Below are 24,606 nucleotides of genomic sequence, written 5' to 3' on the forward strand. Positions count from 1 at the left end.
AAGCACCAGGATCGGGCCCCTAAGCAAGTATCAAGCGAATTTCCACTCGCTGGAAAAAGCATGGGGTGCACTGGCAGCCGACTCGAAAGTCACCAGTTCCCAACTATCCTGGGCGGCCAGCAAGGCACGCGCCAGCTGGTTATTCAAACCATGGCCGGATTTGCACGCCACGTAGCGTGCAATCAGGGGGTGGCCAATCAGGTACAAGTCGCCAATAGCATCCAGAATCTTGTGCTTGACGAACTCGTCCTCATAACGCAGACCGTCGCTGTTCAGGACGCGGTACTCGTCCATGACGATGGCATTGTCCAAACTGCCGCCACGGGCCAGACCAGCCGCACGCAAAGCTTCCACTTCGCTGGCGAACCCGAAGGTGCGCGCACGCGAAATGGTCTTCACGTACGAGTCGTGCGCAAAATCCACCTCGGCAAAATTGGCCGTTGCATCAATGGCCGGGTGGTGAAAATCGATGGAAAACTGAAGGGCAAAGCCTTCATAGGGCTCCAGACGGGCCCATTTAATGTCCTGCCCCTCGCCTTCAGAAACTTCGATGGGCTTGAGGACACGCAAAAACTTCTTGGCAGCTTCCTGCTCTTGCAAGCCTGCCGAGCGCAACAAATACACAAATGTGCCGGCGCTGCCATCCATGATGGGCACTTCTTCAGCCGTCAGGTCCACGTGCAGATTATCAATGCCCAGGCCAGCGATGGCCGACATCAAATGCTCGACGGTTGAAACCCGAACATTATCCTTGATCAGCACCGAAGCCATACGCGTGCCACCGACCTTGTCTGCCTGTGCGGGCAAATCCACGATTTCGGGCAGATCGATACGGTGAAACACAATACCCGTGTCAGGCGCAGCAGGGCGCAGTGTCAGTTCGACACGACGACCAGAGTGCAAGCCGACTCCTTTGGTACTGATGACATTCTTGATGGTGCGCTGACGAAGCATGGCTGTTCTTGTATTTGTAAAGTGTTGTTCGCAAAGACTATTGTAACCGTAATACGGGTTATCCACTATACGCTTTCTAAAAACATAAGCAATTGTCAAGCGTCAAACACCCCGACACAACAAAGCACTTACGCCCCCTGAGCGCGAACGCCCAGGGGGAGTCGTGGGAGAAATCAAATTGGCGACTCGGGTAATCGCCGAACCTGATTTTTAATCAGCCTGCTTGCGCAAGAACGCCGGAATGTCGAAGTGATCCATACCGGCAGTCTCCAGTGCACGCACCTGAGCCGAAGCCTGGCTGCGTGGATTGCGGATGACGGCAGGCACGTCGGCGTTGGCGTAATCCGCACCGATGACAGGCATGTTGTCCGTACCTGTACGTAACACTTCTTCGTTGTTTTGTACCAACTGTGGGCGCGCTTGCTTGCGACCCAGGCCAGTAGCAACAACAGTCACACGCAGGCTGTCGCCCATGGACTCGTCGTAAGCCGTACCGAAGATAACGGTTGCGTCTTCTGCAGCGTAACCACGGATGGTGTCCATGATTTCGCGCGTTTCGCGCATCTTCAGGGACGACGAGGAGGTGATGTTCACCAGCATGCCGCGGGCACCGTGCAGGTCCACACCTTCCAGCAATGGGCAAGCGATGGCACGCTCAGCCGCTTCACGAGCGCGGTTCGAGCCGGAAGCCACAGCGGTACCCATCATGGCCTGGCCTTGCTCGCCCATGATGGTTTTCACGTCTTCGAAGTCGACGTTCACGTTACCTTCAACATTGATGATCTCGGCAATACCGGCGCAGGCATTGTGCAAGACATCGTCAGCTGCCTTGAAGCAGTCGGACTGTGTTGCGTCCTCATCCATCAAGTCATACAGGTTTTCATTCAATACAACGATCAGGGAGTGAACGTGCTTGCTCAGCTCCTCGATCCCTTCTTCGGCCATGCGCAAACGGCGGTTGCCTTCGAAGGAGAATGGCTTGGTGACGACACCCACGGTCAAAATGCCCAATTCCTTGGCCACTTCAGCCACAACGGGGCTGGCACCCGTACCGGTGCCACCGCCCATACCGGCTGTAATAAACACCATGTTGGCGCCGTTCAATGCTGCGCGAATTTCTTCGCGAGCGGTTTCAGCGGCCGCACGGCCTTGGTCAGGCTTGGCACCGGCGCCCAAACCGCTGCGGCCCAGACGAATCTGGATAGGTGCCTCGCTGCTGGCCAGCGCCTGCGAGTCGGTATTGGCGCAAATGAAATCAACGCCCTGAACACCAGAGTTGATCATATGCGTCACAGCATTACCGCCTGCGCCGCCCACGCCCACGACCTTGATGACCGTGCCGCTACCGCTGGTATCTAACATTTCAAAGTTCATCATGATTGACTCCCACTCAAACACTTAATTAGTCAAGTTTCTACGTACTTCCCCGATACAACTGAAATTTGGAATCAGCTCAAAACATCTGCCAACCAAGGGGTTCGCACCCGGTTTGAACTGCCTCCTGGACCGCCCTTTCAGGCTGCCCGACCTGAGCGTCTTGCAACGCCCTTAATTCATGAACCATTCCTTCATACGGGCCATCAGACCTTTGACGCTGCCTTTTTGCTGGGCCACCTTGCGGCCACGAGCGCTTTGCAGGCGTGCTTCGGTCAACAAGCCCATCACGGTCGAAAAACGTGGGTTGCGCATGACATCAGCCAAGCTACCTTCGTAGCTGGGCACGGCAATACGCACAGGTTTCAGGAACACGTCCTCGGCCAGCTCCACGATGCCCGGCAACATGGCCGTACCGCCAGTCAGCACCACGCCCGAAGACAGCAAGTCTTCATAGCCCGATTCGCGCAGACTTTGCTGCACAAAGGTGAACAACTCTTCCACACGCGGCTCGATCACGGCACCCAGGGCCTGGCGTTTGACCTGGCGGTTGGGACGATCACCCAGACCGGGCACTTCAATCATTTCTTCCGGATGGGCCAGCGATTGCTTGGCCACACCAAAACGCAGCTTGATCTCTTCTGCATCCGGCGTAGGGGTGCGCAACATGGCGGCAATGTCGCTGGTGATCTGGTCGCCCGCGATCGGGATCACATCGGTATGACGAATCGCACCGCCGGTGTAGATGGCGATATCGGTCGTGCCGCCGCCAATGTCCACCAGCACCACGCCCAGCTCTTTCTCGTCCGCCGTCAGGCAAGACAGGCTGGAGGCCAGAGGCTGCAAAATCAGGTCCTGTACTTCCAGGCCACAACGACGCACACACTTGACGATGTTCTGCGCCGCGCTGACAGCACCGGTCACAATGTGTACCCGCACTTCCAGACGCAGACCGCTCATGCCTATGGGTTCGCGAATATCTTCTTGCGAATCCACGATGAACTCCTGCGTCAGCACGTGCAGCACTTGCTGGTCGGTGGGGATATTCACGGCCTTGGCCGTTTCAATCACGCGTGCCACATCGGTCGCTGTGACTTCCTTGTCTTTCACCGCCACCATGCCACTGGAGTTGAAGCTGGTGATGTGGCTGCCTGCAATTCCGGTGTAGACCTCACGGATCTTGCAATCGGCCATCAACTCCGCCTCTTCCAAAGCGCGCTGGATGGAATTGACTGTCGTCTCGATATTGACGACCACCCCTTTGCGCATGCCCTGGGATTCATGCTGTCCCAGACCAAGCACTTCAAACCGGCCTTCCGGCAGCACTTCGGCCACCACCGCAACCACTTTGCTGGTGCCGATGTCCAATGCAACGATCAGGTCTTTGATGTCACGAGTCATATGTTCTTTACTTCACAGGGGTAGATGAAACCGGAGCCAGCGTTATCGCAAAGCCATTCGGGTAACGTAAGTCGGCACTTTGCAAAGCACGGTCGCCAAGCCGTTGCATCAAGGCAGGCCAAGCCTGCACAAATCGTTCAACACGTACCGCAAAGGGCAATGCACCTTTACGTCCGTGCGGGTCAGCAATATCAGCAGCCGGGTCACGCCCCAGGCTTAGCTGCATGCCGTTGGACAGCACCACATCCCAGGCGTAGCGCGGGCTCAGCGTCACTTCACTGACCTGTACATCCAGGGGGCCAAACCAGCGTGCCAGCTCGGCATACCGTTGCACCACCAGACGCTCCGAATTCGGAGGACCGCTTAGCTGGGGTAAATCCACATCATCAGGCACCACGGCTTTATTGGCCGAAAATGATTCACCCCAGGTGTTGATCATTTCGTCTTCGTTCCAATAGGCCAGCGGCTGCTGTTCTTCAATCCGTACCGACAAGCTATTGGGCCAAACGCGGCGGATCTGCGCGCGACGTACCCAAGGAGCCGTTTCAATCAGAGCGCGGGACTTGTCCAGATCTACTGTGAAGAAGTTGCCTTGCAGGCGGCCGGCAATCGTGGCCTTCACCCCTTCAGGAGTCACATAGGCCAGACGTTCGCCTTGCGAGGACTCGATCTGAATGCGTTCGATATTGAAGTACGGACGACGCACAGCCCAAACCACAACACTGATCACCAATGCCGATACCGCTAGCAAAGCCAGCGTATTGGCGATCAGGTTGGTCAGACGTGCATCGGAAAACATGAGTCAGGCTCCCCGTTCTATAGGCTGCGAGCAATGGCCTGCACCTTGCAGCGCGCCGTTGCCAAAATGTTCACGCACAACTGGGCGTAGCTGGTGCCCTCTGCTTTGGCTGCCATGGGCACCAAAGAGTGGCTGGTCATGCCCGGAGAGGTATTCATCTCCAGCAGCCAGGGGCGGTTTTGTCCGTCCAGCATGAAATCGGCACGGCCCCAGCCTTCGCAGCCCAGTGCATTGAACGCACGGACGGACAGGTCCTGGATATGTGCCGTCAATTCAGGCGACAGATCTGCAGGGCAGAAGTACTGGGTTTCGTCCGAGTAATACTTGTGTTCAAAGTCGTAATTGCCTTGTGGGGCCACAATATCGATCACGGGCAAGGCACGTGCCTGGGCACCCACGCCGATGATGGGTACAGTCAACTCGCGACCACGAATGAATTGCTCAGCCAGCACGACCGTGTCGTAATGCATGGCAGTTTCAAAGGCAGCAACAGCCTCCTCGGCGCGATCCACACGCACCACCCCCACGGTGGAACCTTCATGGGGCGGCTTCATGATCAGGGGCACACCCAGACGTTCAACCGCAGCGGCAACCTGACTGACATGATCCAGTTGCGCAAAACCGGGAGTGGGCAAACCCAGGTGCTGCCAGATGTGCTTGGTCATGATCTTGTCCATGGCCAGGCTGGAAGCCATCACACCGCTGCCGGTGTAAGGAATGCCCATCCATTCCAGAGCACCCTGCAAGGTGCCGTCTTCGCCGTAACGACCATGCAAAGCAATAAACACGCGGTCAAAACCGGCCTGAGCCAGTTCGGTCAGTCCTTTCTCGCCCATATCGAACAAATGCGCATCCACACCCATGCTGCACAGCGCTTCATGCACGCCTGCGCCAGACATCAAGGACACTTCACGTTCGGCGGACTTGCCGCCGTACAACACGCCGACCCGACCAAAATCCGCTGTCATGCCATTTCTCCCAATTGAGCAGGGATCCGGCTGATGGACCCTGCACCCATTACCAACACCACATCGCCGTCACGGACAAAGTCCAGAACGGCTTGTGCCATATCGCTGATTTCGGCCACGAAAATGGGTTCGACCTTGCCGAGCACACGCACTGCGCGACTCAAGGCTCGGCCATCGGCGGCCACAAGGGGAGCCTCACCGGCGGGATAGACCTCTCCAAGAAGGACCGCATCGGCCTGGCTAAGTACCTGCACGAAATCTTCAAAGCAATCACGGGTGCGTGTGTAGCGGTGTGGCTGGAATGCCAGCACGATGCGGCGATCAGGCCAAGCACCACGTGCGGCCGCCAAGGTAGCAGCCATTTCGACAGGATGGTGACCATAATCGTCAACAACGGTAAACGTGCCACCACCTTGCGCCTGGGAAACCGGGAAGTCACCCACCATGGAGAAGCGGCGCCCCACGCCGGTGAACTCTTTCAGGCCACGGGCAATGACCTGGTCGCTGACACCCAGCTCAGTGGCAACCGCAATGGCAGCCAAGGCATTGAGTACATTGTGCTTTCCGGGCAGATTCAGGCACACGGACAGCAGGGGAAGATCGCCTGTGGCCCCTTTGCGCTGCACATCAAAACACATGGTGGTGCCACGGCTTTCGATGTTGATCGCGCGGACCTGGGCATCGGTATCAATGCCGTAAGTCGTGACAGGACGCGATACAAAAGGAATGATTTCGCGCACATTCGCATCGTCGTTGCACACGATGGCGCTGCCGTAAAACGGCAGGCGGTGCGTGAAGTCGATGAAGGCGCTTTTCAGTCGGGCAACGTCATGACCATAGGTGTCCATATGGTCGACGTCGATATTGGTGATGATGGCCATCACCGGCAACAGGTTCAGGAAAGAAGCATCGGACTCGTCGGCTTCCACCACGATGTAATCGCCCTGCCCCAAGCGGGCATTGGCACCGGCGGAATTCAGGCGACCACCGATCACAAAGGTGGGGTCAAGATCAGCTGCGCCCAGCAGGCTGGCTACCAGGCTGGTGGTGGTGGTCTTGCCGTGCGTACCAGCCACGGCAATGCCGCGCTTCAAGCGCATCAGCTCGGCCAGCATCAGGGCACGTGGCACCACCGGAATGCGGGCGGCACGCGCGGCCAGCACTTCGGGGTTGTCACCCGCAATGGCGGTGGAGGTGACGATAGCGCCCATGCCAGCGACGTTTTCGGCTTTATGGCCGATCACAATACGAGCACCCAGCTGTTCCAGGCGACGAGTCACCGCCGTTTCCTGAATATCCGAGCCACTGATGGCAAAGCCCAGGTTCAGCATGACTTCGGCAATGCCGCTCATGCCCGAGCCGCCAATCCCTACAAAATGAATATGTTGAATGCGGTGTTTCATCCCACCCTCCTTGCCGCCTGCTGACATGCTTCGGCAATCTGCTGCGTGGCATTCAACTGTGCATGTTCTTGCGCGTGGCTGGCCACACGACTTAACTCTTCACGGTTCAGTCCTTGCAACCACTGCGCAAGCCACTGAGCCGTCAACTCCGATTGTTTCTTGAGCCACGCACCCGAGCATTCGCTCAGGTAGCGGGCGTTGGCTGTCTGGTGATCGTCAATCGCGTGTGGCAGAGGCACGAACAGAGCCGCTACGCCGATTGCAGCCACTTCAGCTACCGTCATGGCACCGGCGCGACAAATCAGCACATCGGCCTCTTTCATGGCCTGCGCCATATCGCCAATAAAGGCCTTGCAGTCGGCCTGCACCTGATTGTCCGCGTAGCTTTTCTGCAAGCTTTCCAGATGCTGCTGGCCGGACTGATGGGTTACATGCGGACGCTGCTCGGCAGGGATCAGCGCCATGGCCTCAGGCACCACTTTGTTCAGCGCTGCGGCCCCCAGACTGCCACCCACCACCAGAATGCGTAGCGGTCCGCTGCGTTTGGCATAGCGCTCGGCAGCCGAACCTTGGCCTACGAAAGCATCGCGCACCGGGTTGCCCACCGTTACTGCACCAGGCAAGGCACCGGGGAAGCCGGTCAACACACTGGTCGCCATTTTGGCCAGGTAGCGATTCGCCGTACCGGCCACCGCATTTTGCTCGTGTACTACCAGCGGGCGGCGCGACACAAAAGACATCAGGCCACCGGGGAACGCCACGTAGCCGCCCATACCCAGTACCACATCCGGCTTGGCTTCCTGCAGGCAGCGATGCGCCTGCCAGCAGGCACGGATCAAAGTAAAGGGTAAAGAGAGCAATGCCTTCACGCCTTTGCCCCGTAGTCCGGAAAATCGCAGAGGCAGCATTTTAATCCCATGCTGTGGGACCAAGCTACCTTCCATGCGCTCGGGATGACCCAGCCACAACACTTGCCAGCCGCGTTGCTGCATGGCTTCAGCCACGGCCAGCCCGGGCATGATGTGCCCGCCTGTACCGCCTGCCATGATCAGGATGGTTGGAGTGCTCATGTGCGCTTACCTCGCATCATTTGCCGATTCTCAAAATCCACCCGCAGCAACAAGGCAAAAGCCACCAGATTCATCACAATGCCCGAACCACCGTAACTGACCAAAGGCAAGGTCAGACCCTTGGTAGGCAACAAGCCCAGCACCACACCAATATTGATAAAGGCCTGCACGCCGAACCACAGCGCCACACCTTGAGCGACGACACCGCTGAACAAGCGATCCATGGCGCAGGCCTGACGACCAATATTGAAGCTGCGCCATACGACAAAGCCAAAGGTCAGGACTAGAGCGGCCACGCCAACAAAGCCCAGCTCTTCGCCAATTACCGCGACGATGAAGTCGGTATGGGCTTCAGGCAGGTAATGTAATTTTTCCACGCTGGAGCCCAAGCCCACGCCAAACCATTCGCCTCGGCCCAAAGCAATCAGCGAGTGCGACAACTGATAGGCACTGCCATAAGCATTGTCAGGATTCCAGGGGTCCAGATACACGAACAAACGTTCACGACGCCAGGGCGAGAGCCAGATCAGCAAAAGGAAGCTGCTGACCATAATGCCCAGCAAGGCAGAGAACAACTTGCCATTAATTCCGCCAATGAACAAAATGCCCACCGCAATGGCCACAATGACCATGAAGGCGCCCAAGTCAGGCTCCATCAACAGCAACACACCAACCAGACCCAGGGCCACCGCCATAGGCAGGAAACCTCGAATAAAGGTATGCAGGTGCTGCTGCTTGCGCACGGTGTAATCAGCGGCATACAGAACCATGGCTACTTTCATCAGCTCCGAGGGCTGGAAGTTGATGATGCCCAAAGGCAACCAGCGGCGTGCACCGTTTACTTCACGGCCAATGCCGGGAACCAGCACCACCAGCAGCAAGAAAATAGCCAGAGCAAACAGCGGCACCGCCAACTTCTGCCACACACGCAGCGGCACGGTAGCGGTAAACATGGCCAGCACCACACCCACCACAATGAACAGGGCGTGGCGAATTACAAAGTAGTAACGACCGTAGCTTTCATAGCGCGGTCCGTCTGCCAAAGCGATCGAGGCCGAATACACCATCAGCAAACCAAACAGGGTCAGCATCAGTGTGGCGGCCAGCAAGGGGCGATCAAACGCAGGCAATGCCGTGCGTCCGGGACGTACGGCATTGACACCCGAGGTCAGCTCAGCAAACAGACTCATGCCGGCTCTCCTCTATCCAGTGCCATCTCGGTCACGGCGGCGACAAAACACATACCGCGATGGTGATAGCTTTTAAACATATCCATGCTGGCGCAGGCCGGAGACAGCAAGACCACATCGCCCGAACGAGCCTGCTCGGCTGCAGCTTGCACAGCAGCTTCCAGACCCTCGCAAAAACGGTGTCGGACATCATGGGCGTCCAGAACAGAGGCAATCAGCTTGGCGTCCTGCCCAATCAGGAATACTTCGGCCACATTCGAGGCAGCCGCAACGGCCAGCGGCTCAAAATCCTGGCCCTTGCCCAAACCACCGGCAATCAGCCAGACACGCTGATCAAAACCGCGCAAGGCGGCAACAGTCGCACCGACATTAGTACCTTTGCTGTCATCCAGGTATTGAACACCGTCCAGCACACGCACCAGTTCGACTCGGTGCGGCTCACCTTGATAGGTGCGCAGACCATTGAGCAATTCAGCCCAACCCAGACCCAGACAACGAGCCAGCAACAAGGCTGCTTGGGCATTCAAGGCGTTGTGACGACCCTTGATCTGCAAAGCCTCAACCGGCATCAGGCGTTTCAAGCCACCTTTGCCGCGCACGGCAGGCTCAACCGGTGCATTACGTTTTTTCAGGCCTGTGGCCGGCAGCTCAAAATCAGTAGGCTCATTGGCCACCAACCACTGCATGCCGCCATCCGTCAGCAAGCCCATATCGCCCAGCAAGGCGGGCTGGTCCAAACCGAAGCTGCGCACCGACTCCTGGCTGGCATCGGGAATCATGGCCATGACGGCTGGATCATCACGATTGACCAAGGCCACATCACACATGCTGTACATGCGCTGCTTGGACTCGACGTAAGCGTCCATGCCGCCGTGCCAGTCCAGATGATCCTGCGAAATATTCAGTACAACGCCAGCATCCGCCTGCAAGCTAAAAGTGCTATCCAGCTGGAAGCTGGACAACTCCAGCACCCAGACCTGAGGCAAGGCATTGTTTTCCAGAGCGTCGCACAGGGCGGTCAGCGCAGCGGGGCTGATATTGCCCACGGCCAGTGCAGAAACACCTGCCTGCTCCAGCAAGTGGCGCGTCATGGCCGTGACGGTAGTCTTGCCATTGGTGCCGGTAATGGCCACCACGCGGCTTTCATGGCCTTGATCAGCCAGGTCTTTCAAGGCACGGGCAAATAGCTCGATCTCGCCAATGACTTCGATTCCACGATCTCGTGCCTGGCTTAAAAAGGCGGCCAGAGCAGGATCCAGGGGCGACAAGCCGGGGCTGATCACCAAGGTATGCACGTCGTTCAGACTATCGGCCTGCAGGGCATTTTGCCCCAGACGCGTATCCAGAGCGGAACTGCTCAGGGCCTGAAGCTTGTCCAGACCCTGCACATTTTCGCGTGTATCTGCCAAACGAATGCTGGCCCCCTGGGCCAACGACCAGCGAGCCGCAGCAAAGCCTGTCTCGCCTAACCCAAGGATAAGCATGAGGCCGTCTTTACGGATCGAAGGAAAACTCAGAGCATTCATCGCAATTTCAATGTAGACAGACCGACCATGACCAGCATCATGGTGATGATCCAGAAGCGAACCACCACCTGTGTTTCTTTCCAGCCGCCAACTTCAAAGTGATGGTGCAGCGGCGCCATACGAAACATTCGTCTGCCCTGCCCGTAGCGTTTCTTGGTGTACTTGAACCAGGTCACCTGCAGCATCACCGACAAGGTTTCCACCACAAACACGCCACCCATAATGAACAGCACGATTTCCTGGCGAACGATCACCGCGATCGTGCCCAGCGCACCGCCCAGGGCCAGCGCACCCACATCACCCATGAACACCTGGGCGGGATAGGCGTTGAACCACAAAAAGGCCAGACCCGCACCGGCAATGGCCGCACAGATCACCATCAACTCACCCGCGCCGGGGATATAGGGGAACAAAAGATATTTGGAGTAGTCGACCCGACCAACCACGTAGGCAAAAATGCCCAGGGCAGCGCCCACCAGCACGGTAGGCATGATGGCCAGACCGTCCAGGCCGTCCGTCAGGTTGACGGCGTTGCTGGAGCCAACAATCACTGCCCAGGTCAGCACCACAAAGCCCAGTACACCCAGCGGGTAGCTGACGGACTTGAAGAACGGCACGATCAGGTCAGCCTGTGTAGGCAGGGGCATGGTGAAGCCGCTCAGGACCCACTCTTTGAACAAGGGCCACAGCTCGGTATTGGCAGGCACCGAAACGGCAAAGCTCAGGTACACGGCCGCAACCATACCGATCAAGGCTTGCCAGAAAAATTTCTGACGCGAGGACATGCCTTCGGGGTCACGATTGACGACTTTCTTGTAGTCGTCTGCCCAACCAATCCAGCCAAAACCAAAAGTCACCAGCAGAACGACCCATACAAAACGATTGGTCCAGTCTGCCCACAACAAGGTACTGATACCGATAGAAATCAGGATCAGGACACCGCCCATGGTGGGGGTGCCATTCTTTTGCAAATGCGATTCAGGGCCGTAAGCGCGCACAGCCTGACCGATCTTCAGTTCGGTCAGCTTGCGAATCACCCAGGGACCTGCCAACAAGCCAATTGCCAGCGCAGTGGCGCTGGCCAAAATAGCACGCAGGGTGATGTACTCAAACACCCCAAAGGCGCGAATATGATCGTCCGATAGCCAGCGTGCCAGTTCAAGAAGCATGAGTAGCCCCTTCGTTATGGGAGAAGTGGTTCTCCAAGGCGGCAACCACACGCTCCATACGGGCGCTGCGCGAACCCTTGATCAACACATGGGATGGCTCCAGGGCCAGCAGATAAGCCACCATGTCTTCCAAAGTCTCGAATTGATGCGCACGCGCACCAAAAGCCTGGGCAGCATGGCTGGCATCGCCACCCAAGGTCAGCAATTCATCCATGCCACGCTCTTTGGCGTAGGCACCCACTTCAGCGTGCAATTCGGAGCTGTTATCACCGATCTCGGCCATATTGCCCAGCACCAGCACCTTGCGGCCTTTCAGCTGTGCCAGCACATCAATGGCAGCACGTACCGAGTCCGGGTTGGCGTTGTAGGTGTCGTCAATCAACTGGTAACCGGAAGACAGCTGCTTGGGCTGCATACGGCCCGTGACAGGACGGAAGCTTTCCAGACCCTGCACAATCGCGCTCAACGGCGCACCGGCGGCATGAACGCAAGCGGCAGCGGCCAAGGCATTGCGCAGGTTGTGGATACCGGGGCTGTTCAGGGTCAGAGCAGAAGACTGGCCTGCCACATGCAACACAAAACGGGTTTGAGCTGGCTCGACAAACATATCGGCCGCAAAGACAGTTTCCTGACCACTCAGGCCAAAACGCAATACGGGACGCTGACCAGCCTGCTCAGCCCACATGGCGCTGAAAGCATCATCATCAGGGATCACCAGCGCGCCATCTTGTGGCAGCGCGTCAATCACGGCACCGTTTTCACGAGCCACCGCTTCCACACTGTGCATGAACTCCTGGTGTTCACGCTGTGCGTTATTGATCAGGGCAATCGTGGGGCGAGCCATGGACGCCAGCACGGCAATCTCACCGGGATGGTTCATGCCCATTTCCAGAACGGCGGCTTTGTGCTCGGAGCTCAAACGCAGAATGGACAGGGGTACGCCCAGATCGTTGTTCAAATTACCGCGAGTTGCCAGGCTTTCTGCTTCGCCCAACCAGGCGCGCAAGATCGCGGCAATCATTTCCTTGGTCGTGGTCTTGCCATTGCTGCCGGTCACGCCGATGACAGGGATGTCAAAGCGCGAGCGCCACTCGGTCGCCAAGGTCATCAGCGCACGACGCGTATCGCCCAACACAATCTGAGGTAACTCGACTTCAGCATCACGCTGCGCCACAAGGGCCGCCACAGCACCCTGCTCTTTCGCTTTTTCCAGATAGCGATGACCATCGAACTGCTCGCCGCTCAGGGCCAGGAACACATCACCTTTGCTCAGGCTGCGGGAATCGGTGCTCAAACGCACGCCACGCAACCACAGCAAGGCGGCTTTGGCCCAGTCGGAATCGTCAAACACAGAGCGCTCGCCCTGGACTTCCTGATAGGTTTCGTGGCCCTTACCGGCCAGCAAAACAATATCTTCAGGGCTGGCAGCCCAGATCGAAGACAGGATGGCGCGAGCCCGATCCATTTGCACGGCTGGCGCCTCAGGCATACCAGCCACGATCTGACGGATGATTTCGGCAGGATCTTCAAAACGAGGGTTGTCGGTCGTGACCAGAACGCTGTCAGCCAGACGAGCCGCCACTTCACCCATGATGGGGCGCTTGGCCGTGTCGCGGTTACCGCCGCAACCAAATACACAAATCAGCTTGCCGCCACGAACACTGGCCACTTCACGCAAGGCTTGCAGGGCGCGTTCCAGTGCATCGGCAGTATGGGCGTAATCCACCACAACCAAAGGCAAGGGCTGACGACCTGCGGTGCTCTTGGGCGTCACAATTTGCAAACGACCAGGCACGGACTCCAGCTTGTCCATGATGCGCGCGATCTTGGACACAGGCCAACCCACTTCCTGCAGCACACCCGCCACCAACAGAAGGTTGGCCACGTTATGCTCGCCCAGCAAGTGAGTCAAAATTTGTGCGGTGCCGTGAGCGGTCACCAGATTGAATACCTGGCCGTCGGCACCGGTATGCACGTCCTGAGCCAGCAGATCCACCTCGGGCTGGCTCATGGAGTAGGAAATCACACGGGCAGCCAGACCGGCCTGCATCAATTCACGGCCCGTTTCATCGTCAGCGTTCACGACGGCGCTACGCAGACCGGGCCAACTGAACAGGCGCAGCTTGGCCTGTTTGTATTCTTCCATGCTGTGGTGATAGTCCAGATGGTCATGCGTCAGGTTGGTGAACCCGGCAATATCAATACGGACACCATCCAGACGGCCTTGCTCCAGACCAATCGACGAGGCTTCCAGGGCCACGGCATTGCCACCTTGGGCGCGAATAGCAGCCAGGCTACGGTGTACGGTCAGCACGTCCGGCGTGGTCAGAACGCCACCCAGATTGGAGCCATCAGGCAAGGTCACGCCCAGCGTACCGATCGTGCCGCAAGGCACTTGGGAATGATTCAAGGCCGACGCCACCCACTGCACGGTGGACGTCTTGCCATTGGTGCCGGTCACCGCCACGACAGTCATGGCCTCGGAAGGACGGCCCCACCATTCGTGGGCCACTTCACCCAGCAAGGCACCCAGATTGGGAACCTGCAAAACAGGCACACCGGGATCAACTGTTTGATCGCCCTGCTCGCGCACAATGGCCACTGCACCTTGCTGCACAGCCTGAACTTCGTACTCACGACCATCACCCTGATGGCCGCGGCAGGCGAAAAACGCATCACCCGCCTTGATCTGGCGGGAATCCAAACACAGATTAGCCGTGGGCGCTACATGCTGCGCCAGCCACTCCAATATTGCTGCGGCGTTCATCGTACATTCTCCGCACCGGGGCCAACGGCCACCAGCGAATCTATGGGCGCATCAGGCTGGACACCTAGGCGTCGCAAGCTCCGGGCCACAATTTCTGAAAAAATCGGCGCGGCAATACGCCCGCCGTAATAATTGGAACTATGTGGTTCGTCAATCGTGACGGCCACCACAATGCGAGGGTCGGAGACAGGCGCGAAGCCGACAAAAGAGCCGCGATACAAGGACTTGCTGTAACGACCATCCACAATCTTGCGGGCCGTGCCGCTCTTGCCAGCGACGCGATAGCCTTGCACCTGAGCCAGACGGGCACCGGCTGGGCCCGCCGCAGCTTCCAGCATGGCGCGAACTTCCGCGGCCACTTTAGGGGTGTAAACCTGAACGCTGGCGGGCTTGCCTTCGCGCTTGAGCAAAGTCATGGAAACCATGTCGCCATTACGCGCAAACGCCGTGTAGGCGTGGGCAATTTGCAGCAGGGAAACCGACAGGCCATAGCCATACGACATGGTGGCGCGCTCGATGGGACGCCAGCGCTCCCAGGGGCGCAGTCTTCCGCTGGCAATACCGGGAAAATCGGCCTGCGGAGAACGGCCAAAACCCAGCTCGGTAAACTTGTTCCACATTTCCTGCGAAGTCAGGCGCTCGGAAATCATGGTCATGCCAATATTGCTGGACCGACGCAAAATACCGGCAGCATCCAGCATGCCATTGTTGCGACTAACGTCACTGATCACGCTACCTTGGTAGCGGTACTGACCATTGCCCGTGTTGAACTGGGTGGCGGTGGTGATACGGTTGATATCCAGCGCCAGAGCCACGGTAAACGGCTTCATGATGGAACCGGGCTCAAAGGTATCGGTCAAGGCACGGTTACGCAGGGCCGGACCCTTGCGATCATCCCGATCGTTGGGGTTGTAGGTAGGCAAGTTCACCAGGGCCAGAATCTCCCCGGTTTTCACGTCCATGACCACGGCCGCAGCGGCATTGGCCTTGACGTCTTCCATGCCTTTCTTCAAGGCGGTGTACGCGTCGAACTGCAAGCCGGCATCAATGGACAAGTGCAAATCCTGACCGTGGGTAGGCGGGATGATGGCGCGTACGTCCTCCACCACACGTCCCAGACGGTCACGAATTACGCGGCGCGAACCGGGCGTGCCGGACAAGGCAGAGTTAAAGGCAAGCTCAATGCCCTCGATGCCCTGGTCTTCAATATTCGTAAAGCCCACAATGTGCGCCATCACATCCCCTTCGGGATAGAAACGACGCATTTCTTCTTGTTGGTGGATACCCGGGATTTTCAGTTCAGCGATTTGAGCGGCCACATCCACATCCACCTGACGTTTGATGTAGACGAAGTTACGATCTTCAACGGACAGACGACGCTCGATATCGGACTGCCCCATACCAAGGAGCTTGGCCAACTGACCGATCTGCTCGGGTTTGGCATTCCGAGCATCATCAGGAATAGCCCAGATGGCTTTGACAGGCACACTGGAGGCCAGCACCACGGAACCACTACGATCAAAGACCTTGCCACGCATGGGCGGCAGCACTTGGGTGCGCTCGTAACGGCGCTCGCCTTGCTGCTGCAAAAATTCAGTAGACAGGCCCTGCAAATACAAAGCCTTGACGATCAGGGCGCCAAAGCCCAGAAACAAGAGGACCAGCACCAAACGCGAGCGCCAGAATGGAATCTGGACGCTCAGGACGGGATTTTCGTGATAGCCGAATCGTTTCATGGCCGCCCTCCGGACTGCACTTGGGTCGAGCTCAGCTCACCCCCTTGCAAATAGAGAGTGCGCTCGGGAGAGCTCAACACCAGGCCCAATTCGTTGCGACCAATATCGTCCACGCGGGCGTTACGGGCCAGTTCGGCCCGTTCCAATTGTAGACGACGCCAGTCCGTATCCAGTTCACCGGCTTTGGTGACCAGACGATCGGTTTGCACAAACAGCTCGCGCGCCTGATAGCGCGCCGTCACCAAAGAGATGGCCGAAAGCATCAACACCAAAGAGAGGGTGATGACCAGGCGCATCATCGGCGGCCTCGCTTGCCGGCGGGCTGTCGGCTATAGGCGGCCTGTTGCAACAGACGCTCGCTGGCGCTGCGCATCCAGTCCTGGGGGATGGGAGTGTCGGTGCGTTGCACCACACGTAATACCGCCGAGCGAGCTCGGGGGTTGTCGCTGGACTCCTCGTCGGTGGGCAAGATTCTGCCCAAAGACTGCACCAGAGGCTGGGGCAAGTCTTTTTCCAGGATAGGTAGACGTGACTGTTCCTGCGCGGGACGCGCAGCTGCGTTCATGAACTGTTTGACCATGCGGTCCTCCAGTGAATGAAATGCAATCACAGCAAGCCTGCCCCGAGTCGCCAATCGACTCAGAATTGACGGAAGCGCGTGCGCGAGCTCTTCGAGCTCACGATTGAGGTAAATCCGTATAGCCTGGAAGGTCCTGGTTGCCGGATGTTGACCCTTTTCGCGCGTGCGGACGACACCGGCGACGAGCTCGGCGAGATCACGCGTTGTATGTAGCGGGCGGGATTGGCGGCGATCAACAATCGCCTTTGCAATCTGGAAAGCAAACCGTTCTTCGCCATATTCTGCAATGACCTCCTTTAAAACTTCTACGCTGACCTCGGCCAGCCACTGTTCAGCGGTCAAACCGCCGCTGGTATCCATGCGCATGTCCAACGGACCTTCGCGCATAAAAGAGAAACCTCGTTCTGCATCGTCGATTTGTGGCGAGGAAATGCCCAAATCCATCATGACGCCTTGCAATGGCCCCACATCCAGCTCGTCCAGAGCCTGGGCCAAATCACCAAAACCACTATGTACAACCGTCACACGGCTATCTTGTGCTGCCAGCTCCTGGGCCACGGCGATCGCTTGCGGATCCTTGTCGATCACGATCAGGCGCCCTTGGGGGCTCAAGTGCGACAACAACAGACGGCTGTGACCGCCACGACCAAAAGTGCAATCGACGTACACACCATCGACCAAACCCTGGATTTCGGGGTTTTGTGCCCAGCGCCGGGCCTCAAAGGACGGATCCACGAGGGCCGCCACCGTAGGCTCCAGCAGCACGGATCGATGTACCAGCGTCATGACTTACTCAGAAAGAAAAAGTGTCGAATACGTCTGTGGAGTTTTCAGCCAGATCCTGGGCCTGTCGGCGTTCCAGTTCCTGCGCATTCCACAACTCAAAATGGGTGGCCATACCCAGCAGCATGGCGTCGCGCTCCAGTCCCACTGCGGTGCGCAGTTCGGGAGCGATCAATATCCGACCAGCGGAGTCCAGATCAACGTCCTGAGCACTACCCAGCAGCAGGCGTTGCAAGAAACGGGCACTCATGGGGAAGCGGGCAATTTGTTCGCGCTTTTCTTCCCACACACTGCGCGGATACACCAGCAAACAGCCGTCGGGATGGCGAGTGAGGGTCAAGCGGCCTTGTTCCTGCTGCAAAAGCGCGTCACGGTGCCGAGTCGGAATGGACATCCGACCCTTAGCATCCAGTGTGAGTGCGCTGCTGCCTTGGAACACTATTTTCCCCCACTTTTTTACACTATTTCCTACTTTTCCCCACTCTACGGGGGAAAGCCTTTGCGGTCAAGGCAGTGGTTGCAATTTTTTCAATCACAACAAGCACTTAGCGCACTATCCTAGAAGTGGCTAAAAAAAAATACTGTGTGAAATCAAGAAATTGCAGGGCGCATTAAAAGTGAATTGTTATAAAAATGCGCGCAAGCGACTCTTGCCAAGGATTCAACATCCTTAACAATTGCTTTCAAATGTACGAAATCGGTGCAATTGGTGGCGAACGCCGGGAGAAGTGTGAGACAGGCCTATAGGCCGGATTCTGTATGCCAACGGGAACCCGCTGGCCGGCAATCATTCCTCTGGACCGACCATTGCTGGCCGGTTCTAGCTACCTACCCGCATACTGAGACGAGCCGCCTCTCGGGCTAAAAGCCTGCGTATGCCTATTTGGTATTGCTCCGGGTAGAGGTTACCGCGTTTCACCCCACAGCACTTTGCACCGAAGTACAAGAAAACACGGAAGTCGCCGTATCTGTGCCTGCTTGCGCAAGCCCTTGCTGTGGTCTCGTCTCTGTGGCCCTGGTCCTCGGCTCGTCTGGCGTGATGCCACACTTGCCGGACGGCTGTTAGCCGCTACCCTGCTCTATGGAGTCCGGACCTTCCTCGATACTTGCGTACCGCGACTGCCCAGCCTGCCTCACAGATGCATTGTAACCTGCGACAATAGAGAAATTCGCAGGACGCGCTGATTTATCTGGAGTCTTATGTCCACCAATCTGATTTCCCTGACCGATGCCCAATTGGCATTCGGCCACCATGCTTTGCTGGACCATGCCGATCTGGTCATTCAAAGCAACGAACGTATCGGTCTGATCGGTCGCAATGGTGCTGGCAAATCGTCGCTTTTGAAAATTCTGGATCAACGTCAAGCTCCCGACGATGGTCAGGTCAAACGACTGGGCGGGCTGAAAGTAGCCACCGTCGAACAAGAACCGGAGCTGGATCCGAATCTGAGCATTTATGATTTGCTGTGTGGCGATTTCACCGAAGCCGAAGACTGGCAACGCCCTGCCCGCGTCAACGCCCTGATCGACAAGCTGGGCTTGAATCCGGATGCACTGGCTGGCAGCTTGTCGGGCGGACAGCGTAAACGCGTCGCCCTGGCCAATGCCCTGGTGAACGAACCCGACCTGCTCTTGCTGGACGAACCCACCAACCACCTGGACTTTGACGGCATTCTTTGGCTGGAACAATTGCTGCTGGATTTCCGTGGCAGCGCGGTCATCATTACCCACGACCGCCGTTTCCTGGATGTGGTGGCAACGCGAATTGTCGAGCTCGATCGCGGCAAGTTGTTCAGTTTCCCCGGTAACTTCAGTCAATGGCAGGAGCGCAAGGCTGAATACCTGGAAGCAGAGAAGCAACAAAATGCCAAATTCGACAAATTCCTGGCCCAGGAAGAAGTCTGGATTCGCAAAGGCGTGCAAGCCCGCCGCACCCGAGATGAAGGTCGAGTTCGCCGCCTGGAACAATTGCGCCGTGATCGTGCCGAACGACGCGAGCGCTCGGGCGACGTCAAGTTCGCCATTTCCGAAGGCCAGCGCTCCGGCAAGCTGGTCGCTGAACTGCAAGATGTCACACACGGCTACGACGACCGCATCCTGATCAAGGATTTCTCCACCGTGCTGATGCGCGGTGACCGTATTGGTCTGATCGGCCACAACGGCGCCGGCAAGACCACCCTGCTACGCATCATGCTGGGTTTGCAAGAGCCTAATTCTGGCACCGTACGCCACGGCACCAAACTGAACATTGGCTACTTTGACCAGATGCGCAGTCGCCTGGACGAAAACGCCACTCTGGCGGACACCATCAGCCCCGGCAGTGAGTGGGTGGAAATTGGCAATCAGCGCAAGCACATCATGAGCTACCTGGAAGACTTCCTGTTCCCGGCAGCCCGCGCTCACTCCCCGGTACGCAGTCTGTCTGGCGGTGAACGTGCCCGACTGGCGCTGGCCCGCATGTTTGCCCAACCTACTAATGTATTAGTACTGGACGAACCGACCAACGACCTGGATATCGAAACTCTGGAGCTGCTGGAAGACCTGATTCAGGATTACACGGGCACCGTGCTGCTGGTCAGCCACGACCGTACCTTCCTGGACAACGTGGTCACCCAGGTGATTGCGGCCGAAGGCGACGGCCATTGGGGCGAGTATGTGGGTGGCTACGACGAGTGGCTGGCACAACGTCCGCAGGCCAAAGCCGAGACACCAGCAGCCAGCACTCCGACTCCCGCCGTCGCTGAAAAGCCTGCTGCAGAGCGCAACAACAAGGCCAACAAGCCTGGTCGTCTGGCCCCATGGGAAGAAAAGGAACTGGACGCGCTGCCCGAGAAGATTGCGGCTATAGAAAGCCAGCAAGCCGAACTGGCGGAACAGCTGAGCGCACCGGATCTGTATAAAGATGGCTCTGCTCGAGCCGACGAGATCAACCAACAACTGGATCAGCTCAACACTGACCTGGAGCAGTTATTTGAGCGTTGGGAAAAGTTGGAAGAAAAGCGCCTGGCCAGCTAAAGGGAGACAGAGGAATCAGGGATTCAGCCCGGTAAAGCCGAACTGATCCTCCGGTTCCTCCTGAATCCGGGCAATGCGCTGACAATCGACCATGATCGGTTCGAGTACCGTGCAACAACACGGCAGAACCTCGCCTGGGCCGACATACGCTAAAGGTTGCTCTTTATAAGCAACCTTTCCATACACAAGAGGAATACGGCAGGAGCCGCAATAGCCGCTCCTGCATTGATACTCAACCTGATGGCCGGTTCGTTCCAAACCTTCCAACAAAGTTTCGCCGTCCCGCAACTGAAAGTCATGATCAGTTGTCCGGACTTGACTCATAACTCGATACCGTCGAAGTCGCCAGCCGACACGGCCGAATCGATCTGACCGACCAGGTAAGAGCTCAGTTCCACCTCTTGAGGTGCCACCTGTACGGTGTCCGAGGACAACCAGGTGTTGATCCAGGGAATAGGGTTGTGTTTGACGGACTCAAACGCAGGCTTCAGGCCCACAGCACCCATACGGATATTGGTGATGTATTCCACGTACTGCCCCAGAATGTCCTTGTTCAGACCAATCATGGAACCGTCGCGGAACAGGTAATCCGCCCACTGTTTCTCCTGCTCGGCTGCGTCTTTGAACATATCAAAGCAGACCGGCTCCAGTTCGCGGGCAATCTGAGCGAACTCGGGATCGTCGCTACCGGAACGCAGGATATTGATGATGTGTTGCGTACCAGTCAGGTGCAGCGCTTCGTCACGCGCAATCAAGCGAATGATCTTGGCATTACCTTCCATCAACTTGCGCTCGGCAAAAGCGAAGGAGCAGGCAAAGCTGACGTAAAAGCGGATGGCCTCAAGAATATTGACGCTCATCATGCACAGGTACAGCTTCTTCTTCAGTTCGTAGACGCTTAGCGTGCGAGTTTCACCGTTGATTTCGTGCTCGCCCGCGCCCAGTTGGGCATACAGCATGGTGTCACTGATCAGATCATCGTAGTACGAAGAAATATCGGCCGCACGCAGCTGGATGTTTTCGTTACGCACGATGTCGTCAAAAATGACGGACGGATCATTGGCAATATTGCGAATGATGTGCGTGTACGAGCGCGAGTGAATCGTCTCGGAGAAAGCCCAGGTTTCAATCCAGGTTTCCAGCTCCGGAATCGATACCAGAGGCAGGAAGGCCACGTTGGGGCTGCGGCCCTGAATGGAGTCCAGCAAGGTCTGATATTTCAGGTTGCTGATGAAAATATGCTTTTCGTGGTCAGGCAGGTTCTGGTAGTCGATCCGGTCCTGGGTGATGTCCACTTCTTCCGGACGCCAGAAGAAGGACAACTGCTTTTCAATCAGCTTTTCAAAAATCGGATATTTTTGCTGATCGTAGCGAGCCACGTTGACCGGCTGCCCAAAGAACATGGGTTCTTTGAGCTGGTCGTTATCCGTTTTAGAAAAAGTACTATAGGTAGTCATGATGCTATTTACCCTTGCTTAGATCTTGCACGCGCCGCCTGCGCAACCGTCGTCCTCTACTTCGCCATGCGAATCATCGGCACCGTCGCGGGTGTTGTGGTAGTACAAGGTCTTCACACCGTATTTGTAGGCCAGCAGCAAGTCCTTGAGCAGTTGCTTCATCGGTACGCGACCACCCTCGAACCGCTGTGGATCATAGTTGGTGTTCGCAGAGATCGACTGGTCAACGAACTTCTGCATCACGCCAACCAACTTCAGGTAGTCGTCGTTACCGGGCATTTGCCACAGCAACTCGTACTGATCCTTATATTTTTCAAATTCAGGCACCACCTGACGCAAGATACCGTCCTTGGACTGCTTGACGGACACCAGGCCACGCGGAGGCTCAATACCGTTGGTGGCATTGGCGATCTGGCTGGAGGTTTCCGAAGGCATCAAGGCTGTCAGGGTGGAGTTGCGCAGACCGTGCTTGACGATGTCAGCACGCAGGGCTTCCCAATCCAGGTGCAGTGGCTCGTTGCAAATACCGTCCACATCTTTCTTGTAGGTGTCGGTAGGCAGCAGACCCTTGGCATAGGTTGTTTCGTCAAAGGCATCGCAAGGACCGTATTCACGCGACAGCTGTACCGAAGCCTTCAGCAGGTAGTACTGGATGGCTTCAAAGGTGCGGTGGGTCAGGCCCAACGCTGCCGGGTCGGAGTAACGGGTGCCATTCTTGGCCAGGTAATAAGCGTAGTTGATAACGCCAACGCCCAGGGAGCGACGCTTGTTGGTTGCGTTCAGTGCGGCCTTGACCGGGTAATCCTGATAATCCAGCAGAGCATCCAGAGCACGAACAATCAGTTCAGCCAGACCGTCCAGCTCGTCCAGGGACTCCAGAGCACCCAGGTTGAAAGCCGACAGCGTGCACAGCGCGATTTCGCCTTCGGGATCGTTCAGATCGTTCAAAGGCTTGGTGGGCAGAGCAATTTCCATGCACAGGTTGGACTGGCGCACGGGAGCGCGATCTGCCTGGAATGGGCTGTGCGTGTTGCAGTGGTCCACGTTCTGAATGTAGATACGGCCAGTGCTGGCACGCTCTTGCATCAGAAGGGAGAACAGCTCCACGGCAGGCAGGCTGCGCTTGCGGATGGCAGGATCTTGCTCGTACATCTCGTACAGACGCTCGAACTCGTCCTGATCGGCAAAGAAAGCTTCGTACAGGCCAGGTACGTCGTGCGGCGAGAACAGCGTAATGTGGCTGCCCTTGATCAGACGTTGGTACAGCAAGCGGTTGATCTGAACACCGTAGTCCAGGTGACGGATACGGTTTTCTTCCACACCACGGTTGTTCTTCAGAACCAGCAGTGTTTCCACTTCCAGGTGCCACATGGGGTAGAACAAGGTTGCCGCACCACCACGCACGCCGCCTTGCGAGCAGGACTTCACAGCCGCCTGGAACATCTTGAAGAAAGGCAGGCAGCCGGTGTGCTGAGCCTCACCGCCGCGAATTTCGCTGCCGACGGCGCGAATGCGGCCACCATTGATACCGATACCGGCGCGCTGCGATACGTAACGAACAATGGCGCTGGTCGTGGCATTGATGCTGTCCAGGCTGTCGTCACATTCGATCAGCACGCAAGAACTGAACTGGCGAGTGGGTGTGCGCACACCAGCCATGATGGGCGTGGGCAAGGAAATCTTGAATTGCGATACCGCGTCGTAGAAACGCTTGATAAAGCTCAGACGTGTGTCGGCTGGGTAACGGGCGAACAGGCACATGGCCACCAGCATGTACAGAAACTGGGGGCTTTCGTAGATGCGCTTGGTCACGCGGTTTTGAATCAGGTACTTGCCTTCCAGCTGCTTGACGGCACCGTAAGAGAAGTTCATGTCACGCCAGTGGTCCAGATGAGCATCCAGCTCATCGAACTCGGCACGCGTGTAGTCTTGCAGCAGATGCGGATCGTAGCGACCTTCCTTGGTTTGCAAGGTCACGTGATCGAACAGGCTTGGAGGTTCAAACTGACCAAAAGCGATTTTGCGCAGGTGGAAAATCGCCAGACGGGCAGCCAGATATTGGTAGTCAGGCGTATCTTCGGAGATCAGATCCGCAGCCGACTTGATGATGGTTTCGTGGATGTCGCTAGTGCGAATGCCATTATAGAACTGAATGTGAGAGCGCAGCTCTACTTGGGAGACGGACACATTACTCAGACCTTCAGCGGCCCAATCAACCACTCGGTGAATCTTGTCGAGGTTAATAGGTTCTGTACGGCCATCTCGTTTGGTGACCATTAGCTGTTCGGTTGATTGCATGTCAGTCTCTGAAATCGGGGGTGATTGACGGAAGACGCGGCTTTTGCAGCCGCCAGCGTCAGTTGATGCACACCATATATAGTGTGATATTGGCGTCATTCTACTACATATAGCGG

The 24,606-nt window shown here is 57.1% G+C and carries 19 protein-coding genes and 1 other RNA gene; 1 reads left to right on the forward strand and 19 read right to left on the reverse strand.

The annotated features are described in order from the left end of the window. Positions 1 to 30: 30 nt before the first annotated feature. The 16 genes from lpxC to rnpB all read right to left on the reverse strand — a co-directional run bounded on the left by lpxC (position 31) and on the right by rnpB (position 18,855). On the reverse strand, positions 31 to 954 hold the full coding sequence (gene lpxC, locus U2949_RS03845; protein WP_026485180.1) for a UDP-3-O-acyl-N-acetylglucosamine deacetylase: 924 nt from the start codon (positions 952 to 954) through the stop codon (positions 31 to 33). 210 nt (positions 955 to 1,164) lie between these two features. Further along, the gene (gene ftsZ / locus U2949_RS03850) at positions 1,165 to 2,331 is read right to left on the reverse strand and encodes a cell division protein FtsZ (protein ID WP_026485179.1); all 1,167 of its coding nucleotides are present in this window, start codon (positions 2,329 to 2,331) and stop codon (positions 1,165 to 1,167) included. A gap of 171 nt (positions 2,332 to 2,502) precedes the next feature. After that, complete coding sequence (gene ftsA, locus U2949_RS03855; protein ID WP_009455039.1) at positions 2,503 to 3,729, reverse strand: cell division protein FtsA; 1,227 nt, start codon at positions 3,727 to 3,729, stop codon at positions 2,503 to 2,505. A 7-nt stretch (positions 3,730 to 3,736) separates the two neighbouring features. Then, complete coding sequence (locus tag U2949_RS03860) at positions 3,737 to 4,528, reverse strand: cell division protein FtsQ/DivIB (RefSeq protein ID WP_009455041.1); 792 nt, start codon at positions 4,526 to 4,528, stop codon at positions 3,737 to 3,739. A 17-nt stretch (positions 4,529 to 4,545) separates the two neighbouring features. Further along, positions 4,546 to 5,496, reverse strand: coding sequence for a D-alanine--D-alanine ligase (locus tag U2949_RS03865; protein ID WP_321286271.1), 951 nt, complete (start codon positions 5,494 to 5,496; stop codon positions 4,546 to 4,548). Continuing rightward, a complete protein-coding gene (murC, locus tag U2949_RS03870) occupies positions 5,493 to 6,899 on the reverse strand; it encodes a UDP-N-acetylmuramate--L-alanine ligase (RefSeq protein ID WP_321286274.1) in 1,407 nt (468 codons plus the stop codon). Before murC ends, U2949_RS03865 begins: the two co-directional genes overlap by 4 nt. Then, positions 6,896 to 7,969 (reverse strand): undecaprenyldiphospho-muramoylpentapeptide beta-N-acetylglucosaminyltransferase, encoded by a 1,074-nt coding sequence (gene murG / locus U2949_RS03875; protein ID WP_026485177.1) that lies wholly within the window; start codon positions 7,967 to 7,969, stop codon positions 6,896 to 6,898. The genes murC and murG overlap by 4 nt, the downstream gene beginning before the upstream one ends. Then, positions 7,966 to 9,159 (reverse strand): putative lipid II flippase FtsW, encoded by a 1,194-nt coding sequence (gene ftsW, locus U2949_RS03880; RefSeq protein WP_026485176.1) that lies wholly within the window; start codon positions 9,157 to 9,159, stop codon positions 7,966 to 7,968. The genes murG and ftsW overlap by 4 nt, the downstream gene beginning before the upstream one ends. Next, positions 9,156 to 10,685: a UDP-N-acetylmuramoyl-L-alanine--D-glutamate ligase gene (murD, locus tag U2949_RS03885; protein ID WP_026485175.1), complete on the reverse strand. Its 1,530-nt coding sequence runs from the start codon at positions 10,683 to 10,685 to the stop codon at positions 9,156 to 9,158. Before murD ends, ftsW begins: the two co-directional genes overlap by 4 nt. Beyond that, positions 10,682 to 11,854 (reverse strand): phospho-N-acetylmuramoyl-pentapeptide-transferase, encoded by a 1,173-nt coding sequence (mraY, locus tag U2949_RS03890; protein ID WP_026485174.1) that lies wholly within the window; start codon positions 11,852 to 11,854, stop codon positions 10,682 to 10,684. The genes murD and mraY overlap by 4 nt, the downstream gene beginning before the upstream one ends. Further along, positions 11,844 to 14,621: a bifunctional UDP-N-acetylmuramoyl-L-alanyl-D-glutamate--2,6-diaminopimelate ligase MurE/UDP-N-acetylmuramoyl-tripeptide--D-alanyl-D-alanine ligase MurF gene (gene murF, locus U2949_RS03895; protein WP_321286278.1), complete on the reverse strand. Its 2,778-nt coding sequence runs from the start codon at positions 14,619 to 14,621 to the stop codon at positions 11,844 to 11,846. Before murF ends, mraY begins: the two co-directional genes overlap by 11 nt. Further along, positions 14,618 to 16,357: a peptidoglycan D,D-transpeptidase FtsI family protein gene (locus U2949_RS03900; protein WP_022983449.1), complete on the reverse strand. Its 1,740-nt coding sequence runs from the start codon at positions 16,355 to 16,357 to the stop codon at positions 14,618 to 14,620. The genes murF and U2949_RS03900 overlap by 4 nt, the downstream gene beginning before the upstream one ends. Beyond that, the gene (gene ftsL, locus U2949_RS03905) at positions 16,354 to 16,656 is read right to left on the reverse strand and encodes a cell division protein FtsL (protein ID WP_009455049.1); all 303 of its coding nucleotides are present in this window, start codon (positions 16,654 to 16,656) and stop codon (positions 16,354 to 16,356) included. Before ftsL ends, U2949_RS03900 begins: the two co-directional genes overlap by 4 nt. Beyond that, positions 16,653 to 17,723, reverse strand: a complete 1,071-nt coding sequence (rsmH, locus tag U2949_RS03910) for a 16S rRNA (cytosine(1402)-N(4))-methyltransferase RsmH (protein ID WP_026485172.1) — start codon at positions 17,721 to 17,723, stop codon at positions 16,653 to 16,655. The genes ftsL and rsmH overlap by 4 nt, the downstream gene beginning before the upstream one ends. A gap of 7 nt (positions 17,724 to 17,730) precedes the next feature. Beyond that, positions 17,731 to 18,159, reverse strand: coding sequence for a division/cell wall cluster transcriptional repressor MraZ (mraZ, locus tag U2949_RS03915; RefSeq protein ID WP_009455053.1), 429 nt, complete (start codon positions 18,157 to 18,159; stop codon positions 17,731 to 17,733). A 289-nt stretch (positions 18,160 to 18,448) separates the two neighbouring features. Next, an RNA gene (gene rnpB, locus U2949_RS03920) (RNase P RNA component class A) lies at positions 18,449 to 18,855 on the reverse strand. A 65-nt stretch (positions 18,856 to 18,920) separates the two neighbouring features. Here rnpB and U2949_RS03925 point away from each other — a divergent pair. Then, positions 18,921 to 20,735 carry an ATP-binding cassette domain-containing protein gene (locus U2949_RS03925; RefSeq protein ID WP_026485171.1) on the forward strand — a complete coding sequence of 605 codons (1,815 nt, stop codon included), beginning with the start codon at positions 18,921 to 18,923 and terminating at the stop codon, positions 20,733 to 20,735. 15 nt (positions 20,736 to 20,750) lie between these two features. Here U2949_RS03925 and yfaE read toward each other — a convergent pair whose 3' ends face one another. The 3 genes from yfaE to nrdA are packed head-to-tail and all read right to left on the reverse strand — an operon-like array spanning position 20,751 to position 24,490. Further along, positions 20,751 to 21,059 carry a class I ribonucleotide reductase maintenance protein YfaE gene (gene yfaE / locus U2949_RS03930; RefSeq protein WP_026485170.1) on the reverse strand — a complete coding sequence of 103 codons (309 nt, stop codon included), beginning with the start codon at positions 21,057 to 21,059 and terminating at the stop codon, positions 20,751 to 20,753. Beyond that, the gene (gene nrdB / locus U2949_RS03935; RefSeq protein ID WP_026485169.1) at positions 21,056 to 22,192 is read right to left on the reverse strand and encodes a class Ia ribonucleoside-diphosphate reductase subunit beta; all 1,137 of its coding nucleotides are present in this window, start codon (positions 22,190 to 22,192) and stop codon (positions 21,056 to 21,058) included. The genes yfaE and nrdB overlap by 4 nt, the downstream gene beginning before the upstream one ends. A gap of 18 nt (positions 22,193 to 22,210) precedes the next feature. Then, complete coding sequence (nrdA, locus tag U2949_RS03940) at positions 22,211 to 24,490, reverse strand: class 1a ribonucleoside-diphosphate reductase subunit alpha (protein WP_026485168.1); 2,280 nt, start codon at positions 24,488 to 24,490, stop codon at positions 22,211 to 22,213. Positions 24,491 to 24,606 lie beyond the last annotated feature (116 nt).

This window comes from Alcaligenes phenolicus (genome assembly GCF_032063905.1).
Taxonomy (GTDB): Bacteria; Pseudomonadota; Gammaproteobacteria; order Burkholderiales; family Burkholderiaceae_B; genus Alcaligenes; species Alcaligenes phenolicus.